At 54.5% G+C, this 16,631-nt stretch carries 18 protein-coding genes; 6 read left to right on the forward strand and 12 right to left on the reverse strand.

The annotated features are described in order from the left end of the window. Positions 1–38: 38 nt before the first annotated feature. Complete coding sequence (locus tag ACUTQW_RS07070; RefSeq protein WP_004945460.1) at positions 39–287, forward strand: CsbD family protein; 249 nt, start codon at positions 39–41, stop codon at positions 285–287. 72 nt (positions 288–359) lie between these two features. Here the strand turns inward: ACUTQW_RS07070 and ACUTQW_RS07075 are convergent, their stop codons facing one another. From ACUTQW_RS07075 to ACUTQW_RS07085, 3 genes are all read right to left on the reverse strand, one after another. Continuing rightward, the gene (locus ACUTQW_RS07075; protein WP_004945462.1) at positions 360–1,016 is read right to left on the reverse strand and encodes a fumarylacetoacetate hydrolase family protein; all 657 of its coding nucleotides are present in this window, start codon (positions 1,014–1,016) and stop codon (positions 360–362) included. A gap of 82 nt (positions 1,017–1,098) precedes the next feature. Then, positions 1,099–2,172 carry a lytic murein transglycosylase gene (locus ACUTQW_RS07080; protein ID WP_064798875.1) on the reverse strand — a complete coding sequence of 358 codons (1,074 nt, stop codon included), beginning with the start codon at positions 2,170–2,172 and terminating at the stop codon, positions 1,099–1,101. Between the two features lie 62 nt (positions 2,173–2,234). Then, a complete protein-coding gene (locus ACUTQW_RS07085) occupies positions 2,235–2,507 on the reverse strand; it encodes a YcgL domain-containing protein (protein ID WP_020439176.1) in 273 nt (90 codons plus the stop codon). Between the two features lie 136 nt (positions 2,508–2,643). On the opposite strand from ACUTQW_RS07085, the gene minC reads away from it, so the two are divergent. The 3 genes from minC to minE are packed head-to-tail and all read left to right on the forward strand — an operon-like array spanning position 2,644 to position 4,456. Then, positions 2,644–3,345, forward strand: a complete 702-nt coding sequence (gene minC, locus ACUTQW_RS07090; protein WP_004945469.1) for a septum site-determining protein MinC — start codon at positions 2,644–2,646, stop codon at positions 3,343–3,345. Between the two features lie 25 nt (positions 3,346–3,370). Next, positions 3,371–4,183: a septum site-determining protein MinD gene (minD, locus tag ACUTQW_RS07095; RefSeq protein WP_004945470.1), complete on the forward strand. Its 813-nt coding sequence runs from the start codon at positions 3,371–3,373 to the stop codon at positions 4,181–4,183. Positions 4,184–4,186: 3 nt separating this feature from the next. Next, positions 4,187–4,456 (forward strand): cell division topological specificity factor MinE, encoded by a 270-nt coding sequence (gene minE / locus ACUTQW_RS07100; protein WP_004945472.1) that lies wholly within the window; start codon positions 4,187–4,189, stop codon positions 4,454–4,456. Between the two features lie 238 nt (positions 4,457–4,694). Here minE and rnd read toward each other — a convergent pair whose 3' ends face one another. From rnd to ACUTQW_RS07125, 5 genes are all read right to left on the reverse strand, one after another. After that, positions 4,695–5,816, reverse strand: a complete 1,122-nt coding sequence (rnd, locus tag ACUTQW_RS07105; protein ID WP_004945475.1) for a ribonuclease D — start codon at positions 5,814–5,816, stop codon at positions 4,695–4,697. A gap of 89 nt (positions 5,817–5,905) precedes the next feature. After that, positions 5,906–7,594, reverse strand: coding sequence for a long-chain-fatty-acid--CoA ligase FadD (fadD, locus tag ACUTQW_RS07110; protein WP_006325859.1), 1,689 nt, complete (start codon positions 7,592–7,594; stop codon positions 5,906–5,908). Between the two features lie 208 nt (positions 7,595–7,802). Beyond that, positions 7,803–8,393 carry a Slp family lipoprotein gene (locus ACUTQW_RS07115; RefSeq protein WP_004945481.1) on the reverse strand — a complete coding sequence of 197 codons (591 nt, stop codon included), beginning with the start codon at positions 8,391–8,393 and terminating at the stop codon, positions 7,803–7,805. Between the two features lie 101 nt (positions 8,394–8,494). Next, a complete protein-coding gene (gene tsaB / locus ACUTQW_RS07120) occupies positions 8,495–9,196 on the reverse strand; it encodes a tRNA (adenosine(37)-N6)-threonylcarbamoyltransferase complex dimerization subunit type 1 TsaB (protein WP_004945483.1) in 702 nt (233 codons plus the stop codon). 65 nt (positions 9,197–9,261) lie between these two features. Beyond that, positions 9,262–11,166: an ATP-dependent DNA helicase gene (locus ACUTQW_RS07125; RefSeq protein WP_004945486.1), complete on the reverse strand. Its 1,905-nt coding sequence runs from the start codon at positions 11,164–11,166 to the stop codon at positions 9,262–9,264. A 181-nt stretch (positions 11,167–11,347) separates the two neighbouring features. On the opposite strand from ACUTQW_RS07125, the gene ACUTQW_RS07130 reads away from it, so the two are divergent. Then, positions 11,348–11,692: a RidA family protein gene (locus ACUTQW_RS07130; RefSeq protein ID WP_004945489.1), complete on the forward strand. Its 345-nt coding sequence runs from the start codon at positions 11,348–11,350 to the stop codon at positions 11,690–11,692. A 57-nt stretch (positions 11,693–11,749) separates the two neighbouring features. Here the strand turns inward: ACUTQW_RS07130 and mdtI are convergent, their stop codons facing one another. The 4 genes from mdtI to zwf all read right to left on the reverse strand — a co-directional run bounded on the left by mdtI (position 11,750) and on the right by zwf (position 15,257). After that, positions 11,750–12,079: a multidrug/spermidine efflux SMR transporter subunit MdtI gene (mdtI, locus tag ACUTQW_RS07135; protein WP_064798876.1), complete on the reverse strand. Its 330-nt coding sequence runs from the start codon at positions 12,077–12,079 to the stop codon at positions 11,750–11,752. Next, complete coding sequence (gene mdtJ / locus ACUTQW_RS07140) at positions 12,066–12,434, reverse strand: multidrug/spermidine efflux SMR transporter subunit MdtJ (RefSeq protein WP_064798877.1); 369 nt, start codon at positions 12,432–12,434, stop codon at positions 12,066–12,068. Before mdtJ ends, mdtI begins: the two co-directional genes overlap by 14 nt. Before the next feature lie 551 nt (positions 12,435–12,985). Beyond that, positions 12,986–13,627, reverse strand: coding sequence for a bifunctional 4-hydroxy-2-oxoglutarate aldolase/2-dehydro-3-deoxy-phosphogluconate aldolase (locus tag ACUTQW_RS07145; protein WP_037433018.1), 642 nt, complete (start codon positions 13,625–13,627; stop codon positions 12,986–12,988). A gap of 154 nt (positions 13,628–13,781) precedes the next feature. Next, positions 13,782–15,257: a glucose-6-phosphate dehydrogenase gene (gene zwf / locus ACUTQW_RS07150; protein ID WP_004945501.1), complete on the reverse strand. Its 1,476-nt coding sequence runs from the start codon at positions 15,255–15,257 to the stop codon at positions 13,782–13,784. Between the two features lie 395 nt (positions 15,258–15,652). Between zwf and ACUTQW_RS07155 the strand changes: the two genes are divergently transcribed. Next, entirely contained in the window at positions 15,653–16,525 is an 873-nt protein-coding gene (locus tag ACUTQW_RS07155) for a MurR/RpiR family transcriptional regulator (protein WP_006325867.1), read from the forward strand. Positions 16,526–16,631 lie beyond the last annotated feature (106 nt).

Below are 16,631 nucleotides of genomic sequence, written 5' to 3' on the forward strand. Positions count from 1 at the left end.
TAATGTTCGCCTTTAGAACAGAAGATAAGGAGCTAAACATGTTTGGAAAAGCAGAAGACAAGGTCAATGAAGCTGCTGGCGCTGTTCAGGAAGCCTTCGGTGAGGCAACAGATTCGCCGGAGCATCAGGTCAAAGGCGCGGCCCGCAAGTACGCCTCTCAGGCCAGCTATGCGGCTCGCGACGCGGCAGACACGGTGCGAACCCAGGTTGAGTCCAACCCGCTTGCCGGCGTAGCTATCGCCGCAGCCGTAGGTATCGTTTTCGGTTTTTTGTTGGGCCGTAAATAATCCGGTGCCAGAGCGGCAACAGACAGACAAAAGGCCCTTTCGGGCCTTTTTAATTTTGTGCCGCCGGCGATTTTAAATCACGCGGGTGCTCAGTGATTTACCGTTAAGGGTAATCTTCAACATATCGCCAGAGCTCATCGGACCGACGCCCTGTGGCGTGCCGGTAAGAATGATGTCGCCCGCGCGCAGCGTGAAGAAACGGCTCATATAGCTGATCAGCGGCAAAATCGGTGTAATCATATCGCGGGTGTTACCCTGCTGACGCAGTTGGTCATTCACCGTCAGCGACAGCTCGGCATTTTGCGGATCGCCAAACTCCGCTACCGGAATAAAACCGGAGATCGGGCATGAACCGTCAAAACCCTTGGCTTTTTCCCAGGGTTGCCCGGCCTTCTTGAAACCCGCCTGCAATTCGCGCAACGTCAGATCGAGTGCCACGCCATAACCGGCGATAGCACGCGCTACGCGATCTTCATTCGCCTGCTTTAACGGCGTACCGATAAGCACGGCCAATTCCACTTCATGGTGCACCGACCCGAACTCTTTGGGGATAGCCACCGGCTGGCGAATGTCGCACAGCGCTGTTTCAGGCTTGATAAACACTACCGGCTCTGCCGAGGCCGCACTGCCCATTTCCTTAATGTGATCGGCGTAGTTACTGCCGACGCAGACCACCTTATTAACCGGGAAATCAAGTAGTGAACCCTGCCAGTCTCTATGTTGATACATACCGCCTCTCCCTACAATCATGTAGGGGCTTAGCATGCTAAGCCCGTTATTCCACGCTCTGGTGGGGTACCGTAGCGCTAATTTATTGCCCGATACCGTCAGCCATCATACCCACAGCTATCGCAAAATAGTAAGAGCGATTCCAGTGCATGATGGTCCGGAAATTATCATAAACCAGAAACGCGCGGCCCTGCATATCATCGGGTGTGATAACCCAACTGCGCAGGGTTGAGTGCGGAAGCGCTGAACCGTCAGGCCGCCGTACACCACGTTTTTGCCATTCGTTTACACTGCGAGCCTGACGATCTTTCAACCCCAGGCTATCGGTGCCGAAACCCGCCGGCAGCGTCACTTCCCTGCCCCAACCAATGCCCCGTTGCCAGCCCTCACTCGCCAAATAGTTGGCGGTGGAAGCAAACACGTCGTCAGGGTTGTTCCAGATATCGATACGGCCATCGCCGTCGCCATCCGCCGCATAGCTCAGGAACGAGGTCGGCATAAACTGGCATTGGCCCATCGCGCCGGCCCAGGACCCCTTTAGCTGGGTACTGCCGACCCGACCCTGTTCCACGATCTGCAGCGCCGCCATCACTTGTTGGGTGAAGAAGGCTTCACGCCGGCCTTCAAACGCCAAGGTGGCAAGCGCCGAAATAACATCTTCACGCCCCTGAATCTTGCCGAAGGCGCTTTCCATTCCCCACAACGCCACGATATAACGCCCCGGAACGCCATAACGCGCGGTGACGCGGGTCAGTTGCGGCCGATATTGCCGGGACAATGTCCGGCCCTGCTCAATTTTGACGGGTGGCAGTACGCGTTTGAGGTAATCATCCAGAGTGATTTTCTTTTCCGGCTGATTACGATCGGCCTTGATGACACGGTCAACAAAATGCGCGTTGGCGAAAGCGTTATCGATGGTTGCCTGACTAATCCCCTGCGCCAACGCCTGGCGCTTCAGTTGCTCTACATAAGCCGGGAATTGCGCAGGATCGCGGCCAGTTTCAGCCAATGTGGCCACAGTAGCGGTCGTTGTCGGCGCAGGCGCACCCGATGGGGCTGACTCTTCCAGAGCAGCGGCCTGCGCAGCTGTCTGCTGACAGACGCCGCATCCCAGCATCAACAGAGTTAACACCACCGTTATCGCCGACAATTTCATCACACTGTTCCTTAGTCGTTTTGGGGTACTGATTCAGCCAGGCCCCTGCGCGCCAGCAGTGATTATTTTTTGTCCTCTGACAAATGCTGGTTTAATAAATTTTCCACTGGCGGCGGGAATTGCAGATAAAACCCTTCCTCTTTCAAGGCTTCTTTCACTTTCTCAATATCCGCCGAGGCTAACTTTTCCCGTCCTTCGAGGGAAATCACCATCGCCAATTGCGGCGACCCGAAACTTTTCATCAGATCTTCCGGCACTCGGGAGAAATCGTCTTTTTTTTCGACATAAAGATAAGTTTGATCCCGTTTTGGGCTTCTATAGATCACACAAAGCATTTTTTTAACTCTATTTAATTGGGGCAGCGTCTTGCCTGGATATAACTCTGACTATAACATGCTTATAGTACTTCGGAATATCGCACCCCGATTGGTATTCCGGGGATTTAAAGTTGCTGAGACTGAGTCAGGATAGATGTCACAATCGCCAATTGAGCTAAAAGGCAGCAGTTTTACCCTATCGGTTGTTCATTTGCATAATTCGGAACCCGAGGTAATTCGTCAGGCGTTACTGGAAAAAGTGGAGCAAGCGCCCGCTTTTTTGAAAAACGCCCCTGTTGTTATCAACGTTGCAACGCTGAACGGCGATGCAAACTGGAAAGAACTTCAACAGGCTGTCACGGCTGCGGGTCTGCGCGTTGTTGGCATCAGCGGCTGCAGAGATGAGCGTCAGAAACGCGCTATAACCCGTGCCGGGCTGCCGTTACTGAACGAAGGCAAAGGCCAAAAGATGGCCGCCCCGGAACCGGCCCCTGCGCCTGCCCCGGTGGTGGATATCAATGCCCCTGCCAAAACGCGCATCATCAGCGCCCCGGTCCGTTCCGGCCAACAAATTTATGCCCGCAACTGCGATCTGATCGTGACCAGCAGCGTCAGTGCCGGGGCCGAATTAATTGCCGATGGCAATATTCACATTTACGGCATGATGCGCGGTCGTGCGCTGGCCGGCGCCTCAGGAGATACGCAGTGCCAGATTTTTTGCACGCACCTGGGTGCTGAGCTAGTCTCTATCGCAGGGCAGTACTGGTTGAGCGACCAAATCCCGTCCGATTTTCTCGGGCAGGCAGCACGACTCAGCCTGTTGGATAACGCTTTAACCATACAACCTTTAAATTAAGCCCTTTTGACAAGGAATCCATTTCATGGCACGCATTATTGTTGTTACATCGGGTAAAGGGGGCGTTGGCAAGACCACTTCAAGCGCGGCCATCGCTACCGGCTTAGCCCAAAAAGGTAAGAAAACCGTAGTGATCGATTTCGATATCGGCCTGCGGAACCTTGACCTGATCATGGGCTGCGAACGCCGGGTGGTGTACGATTTCGTCAACGTGATTCAGGGCGATGCCACGCTGAATCAGGCGTTAATCAAAGACAAACGCACTGATAACCTTTATATCCTGCCAGCGTCGCAAACCCGCGACAAAGACGCACTGACCCGCGAAGGCGTCGAGAAAATCCTCAACGATCTGGGTGAGATGAATTTTGATTTCGTGGTCTGTGACTCACCTGCCGGCATCGAAACCGGTGCGCTGATGGCGTTGTACTTCGCCGATGAAGCCGTGATCACCACTAACCCGGAAGTCTCCTCGGTGCGTGACTCTGACCGTATTCTGGGCATCCTGTCTTCCAAATCGCGTCGCGCCGAGAAAGGCGAAGCACCCATTAAGGAACACCTGCTGCTCACCCGTTACAACCCGGGTCGCGTCAGCCGTGGCGACATGTTGAGCATGGAAGACGTACTGGAAATTCTGCGCATTCCATTGGTCGGCGTTATCCCTGAAGACCAGTCCGTACTGCGTGCGTCTAACCAGGGCGAGCCTGTTATTCTTGATGTCGAGTCTGATGCCGGTAAGGCCTATGACGATACCGTTAGCCGCTTGTTAGGAGAAGAACGCCCCTTCCGCTTCATTGAAGAAGAGAAGAAGGGCTTCCTGAAACGCCTTTTTGGGGGATAAACCATGGCATTACTAGACTTCTTTCTGTCCCGCAAAAAACCGACAGCCAATATAGCCAAGGAACGGCTGCAAATTATCGTCGCAGAGCGTCGTCGTGGGGACAGTGAGCCCCATTATCTGCCTGATTTAAAACGCGATATTCTGGCGGTAATTTGCAAATACATTCAAATCGACCCTGAAATGCTGCACGTGCAGTTTGAGCAGAAAGGGGATGATATTTCGGTACTTGAACTCAACGTGACATTACCGGAATCGGAAGAAGCAGCTAAATGATTGCGACGCATTAATTACCCCCTGTATATTTTTTACAGGGGGTAACTGTATGCACATCCAGTTATTGAGATAAAAATCACCCATTAACCGTTTTCTCCCTTTGAGATTAATCTCAATTAATCTTGCGCCGCAGCTGTTTAAAGTAAAGGATGGCGATAAAAGTATTTTCTTCGGCTATTCCTAATAAATAACCAGAACAGAGTTTCCTTACCCTGCCCTCTGCTTTTCTACCAATCGATTAATAATTTTTCAGAATGTCCTGAAGTGGCGTCGCTAATAAATCACCGCGCCAACCGCTGACTAATTCCGGCAGGCTATCACCGCTTTTCAATTTCCAATGCCAATTCAGCAGTTGGTTAATCTGCCGCCGCGATGCCAGCAATTCACTGCTCAACCCGCTTTGTTCACTGACGATAACGATCGCCGCTTTGATATCCTTGAACACTTTCTTATAGCCTGGCTGGTCGATCAGGTTGGACAACGGCTCGGGCAGTGCAGCTTCATCCAGCTCGCCGGCCTCGGCCACCAACGCCAACAACGTCTTGCCGTGATAACGAATTTCCGGGCCGCTCAGGCCGAGCGAATCCAACTCTCCCAACGAAGTTGGCATATAGCGCGCCACCTGCCAGAGATTTTCCTCGCGTACCACAAAGTTTACCGCCAAATCACGTTCGCGTGCCTGACGCAGTCGCCATTCCGCCAGTTTCTGCAAACAGCCCAGTTGGCGCGGGCGCAGTTGCCAGGCGTTGGTGATTTCACGGTAGGCCAATTCCGGCGCCAGCGACTCGCTGCGGCGCTGACAGAGCAGCAGGCACTCATTGGCGGCGGCGGCAGTCCAACCGGCGTCTTCGGTTTCCTGCACCAGTTGCTGGGCCATCGGCAGCAGGTAGAACACGTCGGCTGCGGCGTATACGCACTGTTTTTCCGTCAGCGGACGCGCCAGCCAATCCGTACGGGATTCACTTTTATCCAGATCTACCTGCATATACTCCGTCACCAGAGTCGCAAAACCACAAGACAGCGGTCGACCGGTAAAGGCTGCCAGGATCTGAGTGTCGACCATCGGGGTCGGCAGCGTTTTGAACGCATTCAGGAATACTTCAAGGTCTTCGCTGCCGGCGTGCAGGAATTTCACAATCTGGGTATCGCTCAGCAGATCGATAAACGGCTGCCATTGCTTGATCGGCAAGGGATCGATCAGGGAGAGTTGTTCACCGTCGTATAACTGAATCAGGCCTAACTGCGGATAGTAGGTGCGCGTTCTGACAAATTCGGTGTCCAACGCAATCTGGGCATGGTTTCTTGCCTGCTCGCAGACCTGCTGCAATCCGGCATCGGTAGTGATCAACTGATAGTTCAAAACGTCATTCTCTTGGTCGCTTTCATGATTCAAACACAACAACGCCGGCATTCACCGGCGTCGTTGATCTGTAAGGCGTGGATGATAACCTAGGCGGCATCGGCCGCCCGCGTTTTTTTCTGCTCATCACGCAGTTCTCGCCGCAAAATTTTACCGACGTTAGATTTCGGCAACTCGTCGCGGAACTCAACAATTTTAGGCACTTTATACCCGGTCAGGTACCGGCGGCAATGGGTCAACAGCTCTTCTTTAGTCAGAGAGGCGTCTTTCTTCACCACGCAAATCTTGACCGTTTCACCGGACACGTCATTCGGCACACCAATCGCAGCAGACTCCAGCACCTTCGGATGCTGGCTGACCACGTCTTCGATCTCATTCGGGTAAACGTTAAAACCGGAAACCAGAATCATATCTTTCTTGCGATCGACCACGCGTACAAAGCCCGACTCGTCAACTGTAACGATATCGCCGGTTGCGAGCCAGCCCTCTTTTAACACTTCATCAGTGGCGTCCGGCCGCTGCCAGTAGCCTAACATAACTTGCGGTCCTTTGACCCACAGTTCGCCCGGCTCACCCACCGGCACATCATGGCCATCATCATCCACCAACCGAATATCGGTGGACGAGACGGGCAGACCGATGCTGCCGCTGTAGTGCGTCAGATCGTGCGGGTTACAGGTAACCAGCGGCGCGCATTCCGTCAGGCCATAACCCTCAAGCAAATGCCTGCCGGTGACCTTCTCCCATTTGTCCGCCACGGCCTTCTGCACCGACATCCCGCCCCCGACCGAGAAACGCAAAGTCGAAAAATCCAGCTTGTGGAAATCTTCATTATTGAGCAACGCATTAAACAGCGTATTGACGCCGCTGATGGCAGTGAATGGGTATTTGGCCAGCTCTTTCACCAGCCCCGGAATATCGCGCGGGTTAGTGATCAGCAAATTGCGACCGCCCAGCTCGAGAAACAGCAGGCAATTCACCGTCAGCGCAAAAATATGGTAGAGCGGCAGCGCGGTGACTATCAGTTCCTGACCATCGCGGAACAGCGGCCCGTAGGCAGCGTTGCACTGCGCCAAATTGGCCTGCATGTTACGGTGCGTCAGCATTGCGCCCTTCGCCACACCGGTGGTACCGCCGGTATATTGCAGAAACGCCAGATCGGAATTGATGATATCGGGTTTGACATACTGCAGGCGGCGCCCGCGTTGCAAGGCGCTACGGAAAGAAATTGCGGCCGGCAGATGGTATTTCGGCACCAGTCGCTTAATGTACTTCACCACAAAGTTGACCAACGTGCCTTTGGCGGTGGAGAGCTGGTCACCCATGCGCGTCAGAATCACATGTTTTACCTGAGTATTGAACACCACTTTTTCCAACGTATGGGCAAAGTTGGAGACGATCACGATAGCGCCGGCGCCACTGTCATTCAGTTGGTGCTCCAGCTCGCGCGGCGTATACAGGGGGTTAACGTTTACCACCACCATGCCGGCGCGCAAAATGCCGAACAGCGCGATCGGATACTGCAACAGGTTTGGCATCATCAGGGCAACGCGATCCCCCTTCTTCAAGCCCAACTCATTTTGCAGGTAAGCGGCAAAGGCCCGGCTGCGTTCCTCCAGCTTACGGAAGGTCATCATCTCGCCCATGTTGATGAAAGCGGGTTGATCGGCATAGCGCTGAACCGCATTTTCAAACATTTCGACCAAAGATGAATAATGATCGGCGTCGATCTCTGCCGGAACATCTGCCGGGTAACGTTTTAACCAGACCTTATCCAAGGTATTACTCCTGAAATCATTGCTCATTATCATCGCAGCCCCTAACACGCAGCTAAATCATAACAATATTTTAACTCAGCAGACCAGTTTGGGTTTTAAACATTATTCAGGTTGCGATGTACATCACTAATTGGCGGTATTTCCCTGTGCCAAAAGGAAAAGGCGGCCGGAGCCGCCCTGGTAAAATTAGTTAACTTCAAGCACAACCCTACTCGGTAACGATGGTTTGGATCTGCGTAGGACCAGGATTGTACCAGCCATACCCTACGCCCCACCCCGGGCCCCAGGTGCCGCTGCGCCAGCCCCATGGCCCCATCGGCGCCGGTGGCATCATCACCTGCTGGGTTAAGTGCCAGCGCTTGTAACCGGTAGCGTTCATCGTTACAAACTTGTACGGCGTCATGCCGATTTTGCCTTCTTTCACGCCGGTGATTGGCCCGACAACGGTAACCAACTGCCCCTTAAAATCGACCGGCTCCAGGAAACCGTTGACCGTAGCGAGCAAACGGCCCCGCGATGGCTCGCCCAGAATCGGCCGGGCGCCAGAATCGAGCGGCACCGCCGCGATCTCGAGCACCGTGCGCCCCTGTTCGTTAGCGACGTTCACTACGGTGCCGCCAAAGCGGGCTTCAGCGCCTGCAAACAGGTTCGGCGCATTTTGCACCGAAGACAACTGCTGCACCGGCGTCGCCGTACTGCCTTTGATCGCATCCGGCACGGTTACGCAGCCTGACAACGCCAGCGCGCCGCCGGCCATGGCCAGCAGCGACATTTTTTTACTTACAGTGCGGGTTAACATCGTCGCAATCTCCTGAAATGGCTGTAACTTTGACATCAAATCGCTGAGCAAGTTGCAGTTCATTCATAGCCCGGATTCAACCACAGCACAATGGGCTGCCGCTATTCGCGCCCAGGCAGCTTTTTCCAGGTGACTTCGTTGCGCAGGTAAGTCGGCTCGGCATTTTCTACCGCCACCGACAGCCCTTGTTGCCAGGCATGCAGCGCCAGCGGCAACATGTCTTGCGCTTGCGGCAGAAGCATTTGCCCGTCGCGCAGGCACAGGGAAGAGCCTGCAATCAGATCCGGATAGGTTTGCCAGCCGGTGCCCACATGCGCCCAGTTGCCTTGCAGGCCTTGCGCGCGTTCCAGCGCTTGCTGTGGCGAAAGCACCGCTTCACCTTCGCTTTCCAGCCAACTGCCGTCTTGCCGGCGCTCAAACTGCCCCCAGTAGACTTCCCCCATCCGCGCATCAATCGCCGCCAACACCCGGTCTGCACCGGTAACGCGCCAAGCGCCCTGCGCCATGGTTTGCAGCGTAGAGATGCCCAGCATTGGCAACTCGGCCCCCAACGCCAGCCCTTGCGCAATGCCGATACCGATACGTACGCCGGTAAAGCTGCCGGGCCCGCGGCCGAAAGCCAGCGCATCGAGTTGATTAAGGGTTAAACCGGATTCCGCCAGCACTTGCTGCACCATCGGTAAAATGCGTTGCGTATGCTCACGTGGGCACAGCTCAAACAGGGCGTGGATTTCGCCTTGATTCCAGATGGCGACGGAACAGGCTTCCGTCGCCGTATCGATCGCTAAAATTCGCGTGGACATACCAACCTCTGGCGGGAAAAAACAGGGCGCGCATTGTAGCACACCCCCGTGGCTGCGCCTATCCGCTAGCGCTCAGCCTGCAGGAAGGCAATCGCCTGAGCGATATCCCGGGTGCGCGGCGTCGGCGGCAGGCTATTGAGGAACACCTCGCCATAAGGCCGCATCACCAGACGGTTATCGCAGATCACCAGCACACCGCGATCGTCAGTATCGCGGATCAGGCGTCCGACCCCCTGCTTCAGGGTAATGACCGCATCCGGCAATTGCACGTCGTTGAACGGATCGCCGCCGCGCAGCCGGCAATCTTCAATTCGCGCCTTCAACAGCGGATCGTCGGGCGAGGTAAACGGCAGTTTGTCGATGATCACGCATGACAAAGCGTCACCGCGCACGTCAACCCCTTCCCAGAAACTGCTGGTCGCCACCAACAACGCGTTGCCGGCCTCGACAAACTGCGCCAACAGTTGGCCTTTACTGGTTTCCCCTTGCAACAGTACCGGCAGCGTCATGGTGGCACGGAACTCCTCCGCCAGTTCACGCATCATCTGGTGCGAAGTGCAAAGGAAGAAACAGCGGCCGTTGTTGGCTTCAATCAACGGCCGCAGCATGCGCGCCAACTGGCGGGCACCGCCGGGTTGATTCGGCGAAGGCAGAAAACGCGGTACGCACAGCAAGGCCTGGTTGGCGTAGTCGAACGGGCTGGCCAACAACAAGGTTTTGGCTTTGGTCAGGCCCAACCGCTCGGTAAAATGCCCCATCTGCTCGTTGACCGACAGCGTTGCCGAGGTAAAAATCCAGCTGCCCGGTTTCTCATCCAGCAGCTCACGAAAACGATCCGCCACCGTCAGCGGCGTCAGTGCCAACACGAAATGGCGTGAATTGCATTCATACCAGTAGCTGAAACCCGGCTCGTTGACCTCTTTCAATCGTTTGAGGCGTGCGCGATACAGCGTGGCGCGCTCGAAGGCGGCGTCCAGCAAGGCCGAGCGTCCAAGAGACAGTTTAACCACGTCGTAGCACAGCTCCAATGCATCATCGAGCAGCAGCAAGGCGCGCTGCACGTTCGGTTGGCCAAGCACGTCGCGCAGGTTGCCGCGAAACCCCGGCTCCCCCAACATCAAACGGAAATCCTGGGTACTCTGGCTGAGGCGATCGGCGCTTTTTTGCAACTGTGCGGCGTCGCGCACTTCGGTGCGGTAGGCAATAGTAATGTCTTTAGCGAGATCCAGCAGTTGGCGGCTGGTCAGTTGCTTGCCGAAATACTGGCTGGCGATGTCGGGGATCTGATGGGCTTCGTCGAAAATCATCACGTCAGCCTCGGGGATTAACTCGGCAAATCCGCCCTCTTTCACCACCATATCCGCCAGAAACAGATGATGGTTCACCACGATAACGTCGGCATCCATGGCACGACGGCGAGCCTTGACCACAAAGCAATCTTTATACAACGGGCAGTCGCTGCCCAGGCAGTTGTCGTTGGTGCTGGTCACCAGCGGCCAGATAAAGCTGTCTTCCGCCACGTCGCTGCAACTGCTGATGTCGCCCTCTTTGGTCAATGATGACCATTTGCGCAAATGGACCAGATCGATCAGCGTCTGTCCGGCCAGCTCACCGCCGGCCATCGATTGTTGCTCCAGACGCTCCAGACACAGGTAGTTGGAACGCCCTTTCAACAGCGCCATCTTGCCTTTGTACTTGAGCGCTTTGGCGACGGTAGGCAGATCGCGCGCATAAAGCTGGTCCTGCAGGGCTTTTGAACCGGTGGAAATAATCACTTTGCGATCGGCACGCAGCGCCGGCACCAAATAGGCGAAGGTTTTACCGGTACCGGTGCCCGCTTCGACCACCAGCTCCTGTTTGAAATTAATGGCCTCGGTGACCGCTTCCGCCATCTGCCGCTGAGCTTCACGCGGTTTGAAACCCTTGATTGCCTGCGCCAGTGCGCCGTCTGTTGCGAAATCGTCCGTCACGCTATCTCTCTGCCAGTGTAATTCAGCGGTGATTATGCCAATCCTGCCGCACGGCTACCACAGACTTTTACCCTATGGCTTGCAAGCCGCACTGCAGCTTGAAAGACGACGGATTTATCGTCACGTATTTCTGCCGACGGCTGTGTTACCCTTAAGGTGATGATGATATGGAGATAACTGAATGAACATCGAACGCATTGATCCCGACCAACGCTGGTCCGAAGCTGTGATCCACAACGACACCGTCTATTACACCAGCGTACCGGAAAATCTGGATGACGACGCCACCGCACAGACGGCAAATACCCTGGCAGCCATTGACGTGCTGCTGGCCCGCGTTGGTTCCGACAAGAGCCGGATATTGGACGCCACTATTTTCCTGGCAGACGCCGCAGATTTCGCCGCGATGAACGCCGCTTGGGATGCCTGGGTGGTTGCCGGCAGCGCACCTGTACGCTGTACCGTGCAGGCCAAATTGATGAACCCGAAGTACAAGGTTGAAATCAAGATTATCGCCGCGCTGTAAACAAAAAACCGCAGGGAGTGACCCCTGCGGTTTTTATGTTGTCATTCTGCGCGCTGATTAAGCCAGTTTGATGATCACCATACCGACCAGCAGCAGCACCAGGCCGATCCAGCCCTTGGCATTCAGGCGCTGACCGAACAGGATCCAACCGGCGGCGATGGTCGCGGCAATACCGAAACCGCCCCAGAGCGCATAGGCCACCGACAGATCAATCCCCTTCACCGCTTGCGCCAGCGCACTGAACGCACCCAGCACCGACAGCAGAGACAACAGACCCATCCATACTTTACGGAAGCCGTCCGACATTTTCAGAAAGATGTTGGCGACAATTTCCAGGACTATCGCCAGTGCCAGAAACCCGATGTGGTACAACTCAAGCTGTTGCATGGTTGTTACCTCGTGGGCTGACCTGTTTTCGTGCCTTGCGGGTGCCGGATTTCACCAGCATGATGCCGGCAATCAGCGTCACCAGCCCCAGCACTTTCAACGCAGAGATCGGCTCATCAAACCACAACACGCTGAACAGAGTAATAAACAGGATACCGATACCTTCCCACAGCGCATAGGCCACGCCAAGGGCGACGCGTTTTATCGCCAGCGACAGCATTACGTAAGAAGCGGTGATCATCACATACATCACGATATGCCCGGTCATGCCGCCGCTGATACTGGCGTATTTCATCGACAGGGTACCGATAATTTCGGCCACGATAGCCAAACCTAAAAAGATCCAATAAATCATAATTTTTCTCCCAAACGGCGAATAACGCACGCTAAGGCGTATTTATCCCGATTTATCTCGTCGGACAGGCGCAATAAAGCGCTGGCGACGCAGAGATCCCTGGGGATAAATTGACCCAAACGTAATAAAAATGTTTGCCCGGCTACGCGGAATGACGAAGGACTGAGCCTGTCACCAGCACCGGTTAAGGGAGAAAGACGCTATAGCTCGCTGCACCAGTGATGCTCACTGGCAAGGATGGCAGAAAGGAAAAGCTGGCAAGTAGAGGTTCTGAGGGTAGTTCCGTTAAGTTTCATCATAATTATTCTCTATTCTCAGCCGCACACCGTGCGATTTGCCCAATATCCTCATAAAAGTAAAATTTTCAACTGCGATATTTGTACCATAGCCAAAATAAGAAAGCAAACTGCCGTTTTCACAAAAAGCAGAAAAAAACGGGTTAAAAATAAGAAAGTTAAGCATTTTAAAAATAAAAAAAGGTTCAACGGGCCGTTGAACCTTGACGATTTCAAAGGTGGGCAAATAATCGCCAATCCCAGGCGCGGCGCGGGTTACAACGCTGCGCCCTTGACGGCGCTGCGCGCCAGTTCGCTGATGCGTTCGTAGTCGCCGCTCTCCAACGCGTCGGCCGGCACCAGCCAGGATCCACCGATGCACAGCACGCTTTTCAGCGCCAGGTAATCTCGGTAGTTATTCGGCGTGATGCCACCGGTCGGACAAAAACGCACCTGCGGGAATGGGCCGCCGATAGCCTGCAACGCTTTTACGCCGCCGTTGGCTTCTGCCGGGAAGAACTTGAACTCGCGCAGGCCGTAATCCATGCCCAGCATCAGCTCTGAAACGGTGCTGATGCCCGGAATTAACGGAATAGTCCCTGCGGTAGCGGCTTTCAACAACGCCTCGGTCAGACCTGGGCTGATAGCGAATTGCGCACCGGCCTCGGTCACCTCTTGCAACTGTTGGGGATTAATTACCGTACCTGCGCCGATAATCGCCTCCGGCACCTCTTTGGCAATGGCGCGGATCGCCTCCATGGCGCAGGCGGTACGTAACGTCACCTCCAGCACGCGAACGCCACCGGCGACCAGCGCCTTGGCCAGCGGCACCGCATGTTCCAGTTTATTGATCACAATGACCGGAACCACCGGGCCCGCCGTCAGGATCTGTTCTGCGCTGGTTTTCCAGTTTTTCATTATTACGTCTCCACTACTTACGGTTTATAAATGGCACGCCCCTGCCACAGGGCTCCGCAAGTGTATGCGGACGTCCGGCCGTACCCTAAGTGAGGTTGCTATCCCGCGTTCTGCGGGCAAAAAAATGCCGGCAGATAAGCTGCCGGCGGCGTCGTTACTCGAACTCGTTCCAGGAACGGCCATCGCGGGTGATCATCGCGACCGAGGCTACCGGGCCCCAGGTGCCGGACTGGTAAGGCTTCGGCGCTTCGTTGTCCGCTTTCCATGCGTCCATGATGGAGTCTACCCATTTCCAGGCCTCTTCCACCTCGTCACGGCGCACGAACAGCGCCTGAATGCCGCGCATGGTCTCCAGCAACAAACGCTCGTAGGCGTCTGCCACGTGCTCCTGGTTAAAGGTTTCCGAGAAACTCAGATCCAGCTTGGTGGTTTGCAGGCGGTGCTTGTGATCCAACCCCGGCACCTTATTCAGTACCTGGATCTCGATACCTTCATCCGGCTGCAGTCGAATGGTCAACTTGTTCTGCGGCAGTTGCTGGTAAGAATCGCTGAACAGGTTCAACGGCGGGTTCTTGAAGTAAACCACCACTTCAGAACATTTGGTCGGCAGGCGTTTACCGGTACGCAGGTAGAACGGCACGCCGGCCCACTGCCAGTTGTCGATATCCACGCGGATAGAAACGAAGGTTTCGGTGTTGCTGCTTTTGTTCGCCCCTTCCTCTTCCAGGTAGCCCGGCACTTTTTTGCCCTGCACAAAACCGGCGGTGTATTGGCCACGCACCGTGGTTTCACGCACGTTGGTCTGATTAATGCGGCGCAGCGAGCGCAATACCTTCACTTTCTCGTCACGAATGCGATCGGTGGTCAGATCCGCCGGCGGCGACATGGCGATCATTGTCAGAATTTGCAGCAGGTGGTTCTGGATCATGTCGCGCATCTGGCCGGCCTGGTCAAAGTAGCCCCAGCGCCCTTCGATGCCCACCTCTTCCGCCACGGTGATTTGTACGGAATCGATAGTGCGGTTGTCCCAGTTGGAGGCAAACAACGAGTTGGCAAAACGCAGCGCCAGCAGGTTCAGTACAGTCTCTTTACCTAGGTAGTGGTCAATACGGTAAACCTGGGACTCGTTGAAGTACTCCGCCACCTGATCGTTGATCACGCGGGAAGACGCCAGATCGGTGCCCAACGGTTTTTCCATCACGACACGCGCCGGATCGTGATTCAGTTTTGCCTCGCCCAGCCCTTTGCAGATCGCGCCGAAAGTGCTTGGCGGCATGGCGAAGTAGTTGATGGTGGTGCGATGCTTCTGGTCCAGCATTTTACCCAGTTTGGTAAAGTTTTTGCTGTCGTTCACATCCAGGTTGCAGAAATCCAGGCGCGCGCTCAGCGTAGCCCAGAGTTCGTCATCCAGTTTTTCTTTCATAAAGGTGCCAAGCGCTTCCTTGACCACCTTGATATAGGCTTCTTTATCCCACTCGGCACGGCCAACGCCGATAATCCGGGTTTCCGGGTGGATATGGCCGGCTTTTTCTAACTGGTACAGGGAAGGCAGCAGCTTACGACGCGCCAAATCGCCTTTCGCGCCGAAAATAACCAGGTCACACGCCTGGGCTGTAGAGGTTACCGCCATGTTCATCTCCTCGTTGCAGGATATTTGTAATTTTCTTACATTACTAATGTACTCTCTTTGACTACGGCCAGTAAACCCGGATCAAAAGCAGAAAAAAAGCCCCAGAAACTCCAGTGTTAAGTGCGATCGGGCGTAAACGTCGCTGACGAAACTAAAAACTGTAATTTTCTGTCTTTTTTGACGCTCTTTTACCATTATGAAAGTTAGACACAGGTCATGTTCTGATGAAAAAAGTCTGCATACCCTCTGTCGAGACTGCCAACGGTTACCGGCACGTAGTATATTTTCATTAAACCGGCATTGATTTCTCCTTTGATTGAAATCGACATATCCGATGGATTCCAAGTGGCAGCTTGAAAGACTGCGGGTATAAAACCATGAGTGACTCTCGTTATATGAATACGCTGGAAAAAATCCAGAGCCATCTGGAGCTCCTGAGCAAATCTGAAAGGAAAGTCGCCGAGGTGATCCTGGCCTCCCCACAAACCGCCATTCACTCCAGTATCGCCACGCTGGCCAAGATGGCGGACGTCAGCGAACCCACCGTCAACCGTTTTTGTCGCCGTCTCGATACCAAGGGCTTCCCCGATTTTAAGCTGCATCTGGCGCAAAGCCTGGCCAACGGCACCCCGTACGTAAATCGTAACGTGGAGGAAGATGACAGTGTGGACTCCTACACCGGTAAAATATTCGAATCGGTGATGGCCTGCCTGGATACAGTAAAGGCAAATTTGGATATTGCCGCAATCAATCGTGCGGTTGACCTGCTTACGCAGGCAAAAAAGATCTCTTTCTTTGGTTTAGGCGCGTCGGCGGCAGTCGCCCACGACGCGATGAACAAATTTTTCCGTTTTAATATCCCGGTGGTCTACTTCGATGACATCGTCATGCAACGCATGGGATGCATGAACTCCAGCGAAGGCGACGTGGTGGTATTAATTTCCCATACCGGCCGCACCAAAAACCTGGTTGAAATGGCGCAACTGGCGCGCGAAAACGACGCCACGGTGATCGCCATCACCTCACGCGATACCCCCCTCGCCCATGCGGCGACGCTTTCTCTGCTGCTCGATGTGCCGGAAGACACAGACGTTTATATGCCGATGGTGTCCCGAATTGCGCAATTAACGCTCATCGACGTTCTGGCTACCGGATTTACCTTGCGCAGAGGGGCTAAATTCAGAGATAACTTGAAGCGGGTCAAGGAAGCATTGAAAGAATCGCGCTTTGATAAGGGCGCAGTTATCCCGAATAATTTCGACTCGTAACCGATGTAAAAAAACCTGCCGAAAAATTTGAACGGCAGTCTTAGAGGCAGTACCTGTAAAACGCTCATGCGGGTAACCCGGGTGAAACATCAGTGTAGTAAAATTA

This window comes from Serratia sp. TSA_7 (assembly GCF_052692135.1).

Bases quoted from the DNA above. Each gene is read 5' to 3' on its own strand.
- ACUTQW_RS07085 (WP_020439176.1), bottom strand. From the start codon at position 2,507: ATGCTTTGTGTGATCTATAGAAGCCCAAAACGGGATCAAACTTATCTT.
- minE (WP_004945472.1), top strand. From the start codon at position 4,187: ATGGCATTACTAGACTTCTTTCTGTCCCGCAAAAAACCGACAGCCAAT.
- ACUTQW_RS07130 (WP_004945489.1), top strand. From the start codon at position 11,348: ATGAACATCGAACGCATTGATCCCGACCAACGCTGGTCCGAAGCTGTG.
- mdtJ (WP_064798877.1), bottom strand. From the start codon at position 12,434: ATGATTTATTGGATCTTTTTAGGTTTGGCTATCGTGGCCGAAATTATC.
- ACUTQW_RS07080 (WP_064798875.1), bottom strand. From the start codon at position 2,172: ATGAAATTGTCGGCGATAACGGTGGTGTTAACTCTGTTGATGCTGGGA.
- ACUTQW_RS07070 (WP_004945460.1), top strand. From the start codon at position 39: ATGTTTGGAAAAGCAGAAGACAAGGTCAATGAAGCTGCTGGCGCTGTT.
- mdtI (WP_064798876.1), bottom strand. From the start codon at position 12,079: ATGCAACAGCTTGAGTTGTACCACATCGGGTTTCTGGCACTGGCGATA.
- zwf (WP_004945501.1), bottom strand. From the start codon at position 15,257: ATGGCGGTAACCTCTACAGCCCAGGCGTGTGACCTGGTTATTTTCGGC.
- tsaB (WP_004945483.1), bottom strand. From the start codon at position 9,196: ATGTCCACGCGAATTTTAGCGATCGATACGGCGACGGAAGCCTGTTCC.
- ACUTQW_RS07115 (WP_004945481.1), bottom strand. From the start codon at position 8,393: ATGTTAACCCGCACTGTAAGTAAAAAAATGTCGCTGCTGGCCATGGCC.
- minC (WP_004945469.1), top strand. From the start codon at position 2,644: ATGTCACAATCGCCAATTGAGCTAAAAGGCAGCAGTTTTACCCTATCG.
- ACUTQW_RS07155 (WP_006325867.1), top strand. From the start codon at position 15,653: ATGAATACGCTGGAAAAAATCCAGAGCCATCTGGAGCTCCTGAGCAAA.
- minD (WP_004945470.1), top strand. From the start codon at position 3,371: ATGGCACGCATTATTGTTGTTACATCGGGTAAAGGGGGCGTTGGCAAG.
- ACUTQW_RS07145 (WP_037433018.1), bottom strand. From the start codon at position 13,627: ATGAAAAACTGGAAAACCAGCGCAGAACAGATCCTGACGGCGGGCCCG.
- ACUTQW_RS07075 (WP_004945462.1), bottom strand. From the start codon at position 1,016: ATGTATCAACATAGAGACTGGCAGGGTTCACTACTTGATTTCCCGGTT.